The 5,553-nt window shown below is 65.6% G+C and carries 9 protein-coding genes; 7 read left to right on the top strand and 2 right to left on the bottom strand.

The window, feature by feature from the left end; all coding sequences use genetic code 11:
* The 7 genes from L288_RS0121195 to tatC all read left to right on the top strand — a co-directional run.
* Positions 1-219, top strand: a 219-nt coding sequence (locus tag L288_RS0121195) for an SPOR domain-containing protein (protein WP_031303852.1), incomplete at its 5' end; no start/stop codon positions are given.
* A gap of 62 nt (positions 220-281) precedes the next feature.
* A complete protein-coding gene (nagZ, locus tag L288_RS24970; protein WP_021236865.1) occupies positions 282-1,295 on the top strand; it encodes a beta-N-acetylhexosaminidase in 1,014 nt (337 codons plus the stop codon).
* A gap of 103 nt (positions 1,296-1,398) precedes the next feature.
* Positions 1,399-2,181: a segregation and condensation protein A gene (locus L288_RS24975; RefSeq protein WP_021236866.1), complete on the top strand. Its 783-nt coding sequence runs from the start codon at positions 1,399-1,401 to the stop codon at positions 2,179-2,181.
* Complete coding sequence (gene scpB, locus L288_RS24980) at positions 2,178-2,771, top strand: SMC-Scp complex subunit ScpB (RefSeq protein WP_037470718.1); 594 nt, start codon at positions 2,178-2,180, stop codon at positions 2,769-2,771. The genes L288_RS24975 and scpB overlap by 4 nt, the downstream gene beginning before the upstream one ends.
* Before the next feature lie 28 nt (positions 2,772-2,799).
* Entirely contained in the window at positions 2,800-3,039 is a 240-nt protein-coding gene (locus tag L288_RS24985; protein ID WP_021236868.1) for a twin-arginine translocase TatA/TatE family subunit, read from the top strand.
* Positions 3,040-3,065: 26 nt separating this feature from the next.
* Entirely contained in the window at positions 3,066-3,497 is a 432-nt protein-coding gene (tatB, locus tag L288_RS24990) for a Sec-independent protein translocase protein TatB (protein WP_021236869.1), read from the top strand.
* Positions 3,494-4,288, top strand: a complete 795-nt coding sequence (gene tatC, locus L288_RS24995) for a twin-arginine translocase subunit TatC (RefSeq protein ID WP_021236870.1) — start codon at positions 3,494-3,496, stop codon at positions 4,286-4,288. Before tatB ends, tatC begins: the two co-directional genes overlap by 4 nt.
* 37 nt (positions 4,289-4,325) lie before the next feature.
* Here the strand turns inward: tatC and L288_RS25000 are convergent, their stop codons facing one another.
* Both L288_RS25000 and L288_RS25005 read right to left on the bottom strand, forming a co-directional pair.
* On the bottom strand, positions 4,326-4,454 hold the full coding sequence (locus L288_RS25000; RefSeq protein WP_021236871.1) for an entericidin A/B family lipoprotein: 129 nt from the start codon (positions 4,452-4,454) through the stop codon (positions 4,326-4,328).
* Between the two features lie 364 nt (positions 4,455-4,818).
* On the bottom strand, positions 4,819-5,553 hold a 735-nt coding region (locus L288_RS25005), incomplete at its 5' end, for a cell wall hydrolase (RefSeq protein ID WP_021236872.1).

Consider the following 5,553-nt stretch of genomic DNA (forward strand, 5'->3'; position numbering starts at 1 on the left):
ATCCAGCTCGGCGCCTATGGTAGCCAGTCGGGCGCGCGTGACGCCTGGGCGCGCCTGTCGAAGCGCTTCGCCTATCTGGCCCCGCTCACCATGTCGGTCGAACCTGCGGAGGTCGGGGGCAGCACCCTCTATCGCCTGCGGGCGACGGCCGGGGCCCAGGCCAGCACGATATGCGGCCGGTTGAAGGTCGCGGGGGAAAGCTGCCTCGTCGTCAACTGACGGCGGGCGGACGCCGATAAAGTCCTTCGACAGGGCGCATTGCAGCCGCTACCATCATCATCATGAAACCCGTGATCTTCGGCCTGTCAGGCGAGACGCTCACCGCTGACGAGCGCGCCTTCTTTTCCGATGCGCAGCCCGCAGGCTATATTCTCTTCCGCCGCAACATCGCCGGTCGCCAGCAGCTTCGCGCCCTGACCGGCGATCTGCGCGCGCTGCACGGCCGGGACGACCTGCTGATCATGATCGATCAGGAAGGGGGACGCGTTGCCCGGATGCAGGCCCCCGTCTGGCCCAGCTTTCCCCCGGCGGCGGTGTTCGACCGGCTCTATGATATCGCGCCGTCCAGCGCCATCGCCGCCGCCCGCGCCAATGCGCACGCCATCGCGCTGACCCTGTCCGAAGCAGGCATCACCGTCGACGCGCTGCCGCTGCTGGACGTGCGGCAGGAGGGGGCGAGCGACATCATGGGCGACCGCACCTTCGGCGCGGAACCGATGCGCGTGGCGGCATTGGGCCGCGCGGTTATCGAAGGGCTGGAAAGGGGCGGCGTCGTCGGCATCGTCAAGCATATGCCGGGGCATGGCCGCGCGCTGGTCGACAGCCATCTCGACCTGCCGGTCGTCACCGCCAGTGAAGAGGAGTTGCTGACCGACCTCGCACCGTTCCAGACGCTGAAGGACGCGCCGATCGGCATGACCGCCCATGTCGTCTATACCGCCTGGGACCCGGACCTGCCCGCCAGCCTCTCCCCGTCCGTCATCGGCACGATCATCCGCAAGCGGATCGGCTTTGACGGCCTGCTGATGTCGGACGATCTGGACATGAAGGCGTTGAGCGGCAGCATCCCCGAACTGGCCGCCGCCTGCGTGGCCGCGGGGTGCGACCTTGCGCTCAATTGCTGGGGGCGGATGGACGACATGATCGGGATCGCCAATCTGCTGCCGGATATCAGCGCGCAGGCAAAGGGGCGGCTCGATCGTGCGATGGCGCGGGCCAGCCTGGACAAGGACGGCCCGCCGCTGGAACAGCTTCTCGCCACGCGCGACGCCCTGCTGGCGGCGGTGCCTGCGTGATCGGGCGTCCACCCTTTTCCTGCGCGATCAGGACTCTAGATCAGTCAGTAGAAAGAACCGCCTTTCGCCGCCGGAACACGGTCATGGGCAGGGCCTGCTGAACATGGAAGACCTCTTCACCCCCGCGCCGGTCCCGCGCGCCGATGTGCTGACGGTCAGCTTCGAAAGCTGGGAAGGGCCGCTCGACCTGCTGCTGGCGCTGGCGCGGTCGCAGAAGGTCGACCTGCGCGAAATTTCGATCCTGGCGCTGGTCGAACAATATCTCGCCCATATCGAAGGCGCGCGGAAGCTGAAGCTGGAGCTTGCCGCCGACTATCTGGTGATGGCGGCGTGGCTCGCCTATCTGAAATCGGCGCTGCTGCTCCCGCGCGAGGCGCAGCCGGAGCCCGGCCCGGAAGAACTGGCGCTGCGCCTGCAATTGCGGCTGCAACGGTTGCAGGCGATGCGCGAAGCGGGCGCCCGGCTGATGGCGCGCGACCGGGTCGGCCGCGATGTCTTCGTGCGTCCCCGGCCAGAGGGGTTGCGCATGGTCCGCCGCGCCAAATGGGCGGCCAGCCTCTACGACCTGCTGCAATGCTATGGCCAGATCCGCGCCCGCACCCAGCCGGTGGTGCATATGGTCGCGGCGCGGCCGGTGATGACGCTGGACGAAGCGATCCAGCGGGTCGGAACGCTGCTGGGCGGGGCGATCGACTGGACGGCGCTGGAAGCCTTCCTGCCCAGCGATCAGGACGGGCCGATGGCGAAAACGGCGCTGGCGAGCAGCTTCGTCGCGGCGCTGGAACTGGCGCGGCAGGGGCGGCTGGAAATCCAGCAGGAGGGGATTTTCGAGCCGATCTACCTGCGCGCGGCCCTTCCCGATCCAGGCGGAGCCAGCCTGCTGTGATGCAGGAGCCTGACGATTTCCTGCGCGCGGTCGAAGCCGCTCTGTTCGTGGCGGAACATCCGCTGTCGCTGGCAGAGTTGCGTCAGCATGTCGGCGACGCCGGAGATCTTCCCGCGGCGCTGGCGGCGCTCGCGGACCATTATGCCGGGCGCGGCGTCAATCTGGTGGAGCGGGGCGGGCGCTGGCATTTCCAGACCGCCGCCGACCTTGCCCACATCCTGCGGCGGGAAAAGGACGAGACGCGCAAGCTGTCCCGCGCGGCGATGGAGACGCTGGCCATCATCGCCTATCATGAACCCGTAAGCCGCGCCGAAATAGAGGCCATTCGCGGCGTTCAGGTGGCGAAGGGCACGCTGGACGTGCTGATGGAAGCGGGGTGGGTCCGTCCGGCGGGACGGCGCGAGGTGCCGGGCCGTCCGCTCATCTATGCGACGACGGTAGAATTTCTGTCACATTTCGGCCTTAGCAGCCGCCGTGACCTTCCTGGACTGGACGATCTGCGCGCTGCCGGGCTGCTCGATCCTGTCGATCTTGCGCTGGAGGGGCTGGGCTCTCAATCCGTTCTGGAAAATGATGAGGAAGAGGCCTAGATAGGTTTCGTTTCAGGAGTACGTTCACATGGGTTCCTTTTCGCTGATGCACTGGGTCATCGTCCTCCTGGTGGTCATGCTGCTGTTTGGTGGCGGCCGGATTTCCGGCCTGATGGGCGACGTCGCCAAGGGCATCAAGAGCTTCAAGAAGGGCATGGCCGACGACGATGACGACATCGCTCCCGCCAAGCCCGCGACCCGGATCGAAGGACATCGCGTGCCCGAACAGGACGCGCCGAGCGGCACGGAAGAAAAGACCAAGGCCTGACCCCTTCTGCCGGGCGGTAGACGCGCATGTTCGATATCGGTTCGTCCGAACTTCTGCTGATCGTGATCGTCGCGGTGGTCGTGATCGGTCCCAAGGATCTGCCGCGCGCCCTGTACAAGGTGGGGCAGATCGTGGGCAAGGCGCGGGGGATGGCCCGCCACTTCCGCACCGGCATCGATGCGATGGTGCGCGAGGTGGAGCTGGAGGAACTGGAAAAGAAGTGGGCTGACCAGAACCGCCGGATCATGGAAGAACATCCGCCCGAAACGCATGCGGCGTCTGACGCGCAGCCTGCATCCGCTTTTCCGGGCGAGGCTGCCGCGCCGTCATCGCCGCCGCCCTTTGTCGCGCAATCCGCTCCGGTCGCGCCTGCGCCGCCCCCGGCGGCCGCACCGGCCAGCGAAGGCCCCCCCTATCTCGCGGCGCAGCCCGGCACGAAGGGCGACACGGCCGCATGAAGGATATTGACGACAGCAAGGCGCCGCTGCTCGACCACCTGATCGAGCTGCGGGGACGGCTCCTGAAATGCGTGTGGGCGTTGTTCATCACCGGCGCGATCTGCTTTTATTTTTCCGACCATCTCTTCGCCTTCCTGGTCCACCCGCTCAAGGAAGCCTTTGGCGATGGCGGCGGGCGGCTGGTCTATACCAAGCTGTATGAAGCCTTTTTCGTGCAGGTGAAGGTCGCGATCTTCGGCGCTTTCTGCCTGTCCTTCCCGATCATCGCGAACCAGCTTTGGGCCTTTGTCGCGCCGGGCCTCTACGCCAAGGAAAAGAAGGCGCTGCTGCCCTTCCTGATCATGACGCCCGTGCTGTTCCTGATGGGCGCGAGCCTTGCTTATTATGTGGTGATGCCGACCGCCTTCCACTTCTTCCTGCAATTTCAGGGATCAAGCGGCGGGCTGGCGGTGGAAGCGCTGCCGAGCACGGACGCCTATCTGACGCTGGTGATGCAGTTCATCCTTGCGTTCGGCATCAGCTTCCTGATGCCGGTGCTGCTGATGCTGCTCAACCGTGCGGGGTTTGTGAGCCGGGCACAGCTCATTGCTCTTCGCCGGTATATGATCGTCGCCGCGTTCGTCGCTGCGGCGGTGCTGACCCCGCCTGACGTGGTGTCGCAGCTCATGCTCGCCATTCCGCTGCTGCTGCTTTACGAGATCACGATCATCGCGATCTGGTTCACCGATCGGAAACAGGCCGCCGAGGCGGCGGAGCAGCCCGATCAGTCGGTGGAAAAGGGCTCGCCCTGAGGCAAGCCCTTCTCTGACGGATAGCTTCAGGGCTGGCTCAGTTCGCCGCGTCTTCCACAGCTTCGCCAGCGCTCTGCACGTCTTTGCCGGCGCCTTCCACCGTGTTGCAGGCCGCTACCATGAGAGAGCCGGTGAGCAGCAGGGCGGCAAGGATCTTCTTGGTCATGATCGTCTCCTTAGAAACTCAGCCGAGTGGACGTGCCAATTCGGCGGCGCAAGCAGAACCCGCGGGCACAGGATACGTTCCGCATCCGCAAATATCTTAGGATTGGGAGGGATGGCCCGAAAAATTCTGAGCCCGGAACGCGTCGGGGGGGGGAGATGCGTTCCGGGCTCATATTTTTTTGGATAGCAAGAGCGGGGGGCAAAAGATTTGCTATCCGGGCATTAGAACCCATGGTCGGCGGCTTTGGTTCCGCCAGTCTTCGAAAAATTCGAACTTTTTATATGCTCGTAAAATCAGCCACTTGTGAAAACATCCAACGGGGATGGCGAAAAAATCAGGCGCAATCGCGCGGACTGCGGCACGTTCAGATGCGTGGCCGTCCGCTGTTGCGATATTCGGGGCGGATGGTCGATTCAGGAAGGGCCGGTTCATCCTCTGGCGGACGGGTGACGGATGGTACGGGCAGGATGGCGGGCGCATCGGCCTTCGCCCAGTCATAGACGGGGGAAGCGATGACGGGCGCGGGCATCCAGGGCCGGGGAGCGGGGCCGGACTGATATTCCCGGCCGGAATAGGCGACGCGGAAGGCAGCGGGCGCTCCCTGGAAACCGGGCATGCGGTAGAAGATATGCGCGCCGATGATGGCGACCGGCCGCAGCGACGGCGCCCAGGAAGGCCTGACCGCCAGCGTGTGGTAGAAGGTGGCGAGGCCGACAGGGGCATAGACCTTGCCGGAAAGCGCCTCCTGCGCGATCCGCCTCGCGCGCGCCCAGCTTTGCCTGTCGCTGCCGCGCGTCATCGATCCATCGCAACTGAAGGTGAACTGGCAGCGCAGATCGGTGCGTTCCGACCCCTGATAGACGACCGCGCAGACGCTGTGCGGCCAGAGCGGGCTGCGCACGCGGTTGAGCACGACCTGGGCTACGGCGCGCTGGCCCTCTTCGGGTTCGTTGCCCGCCTCATAATAGATGGCGGAGGTAAGGCAGTTGAGCGCGCGATAGCTGTCGAGCGCGGTCGCGCCGCGAAAGGCGGTCGCGGGCGCGGCTTGCGCGGCGTCGAGCGTCAGCACGGCGGGATTCGCGCCGGGCTGCGGCGCGGG

Origin of the sequence: Sphingobium quisquiliarum P25 (assembly GCF_000445065.1) — a bacterium.
Taxonomy (GTDB): Bacteria; Pseudomonadota; Alphaproteobacteria; order Sphingomonadales; family Sphingomonadaceae; genus Sphingobium; species Sphingobium quisquiliarum.

Coding starts and splice junctions, on each gene's coding strand:
- L288_RS25000 (WP_021236871.1), bottom strand. CDS start 4,454: ATGACCAAGAAGATCCTTGCCGCCCTGCTGCTCACCGGCTCTCTCATG.
- L288_RS24985 (WP_021236868.1), top strand. CDS start 2,800: ATGGGTTCCTTTTCGCTGATGCACTGGGTCATCGTCCTCCTGGTGGTC.
- nagZ (WP_021236865.1), top strand. CDS start 282: ATGAAACCCGTGATCTTCGGCCTGTCAGGCGAGACGCTCACCGCTGAC.
- tatB (WP_021236869.1), top strand. CDS start 3,066: ATGTTCGATATCGGTTCGTCCGAACTTCTGCTGATCGTGATCGTCGCG.
- L288_RS24975 (WP_021236866.1), top strand. CDS start 1,399: ATGGAAGACCTCTTCACCCCCGCGCCGGTCCCGCGCGCCGATGTGCTG.
- tatC (WP_021236870.1), top strand. CDS start 3,494: ATGAAGGATATTGACGACAGCAAGGCGCCGCTGCTCGACCACCTGATC.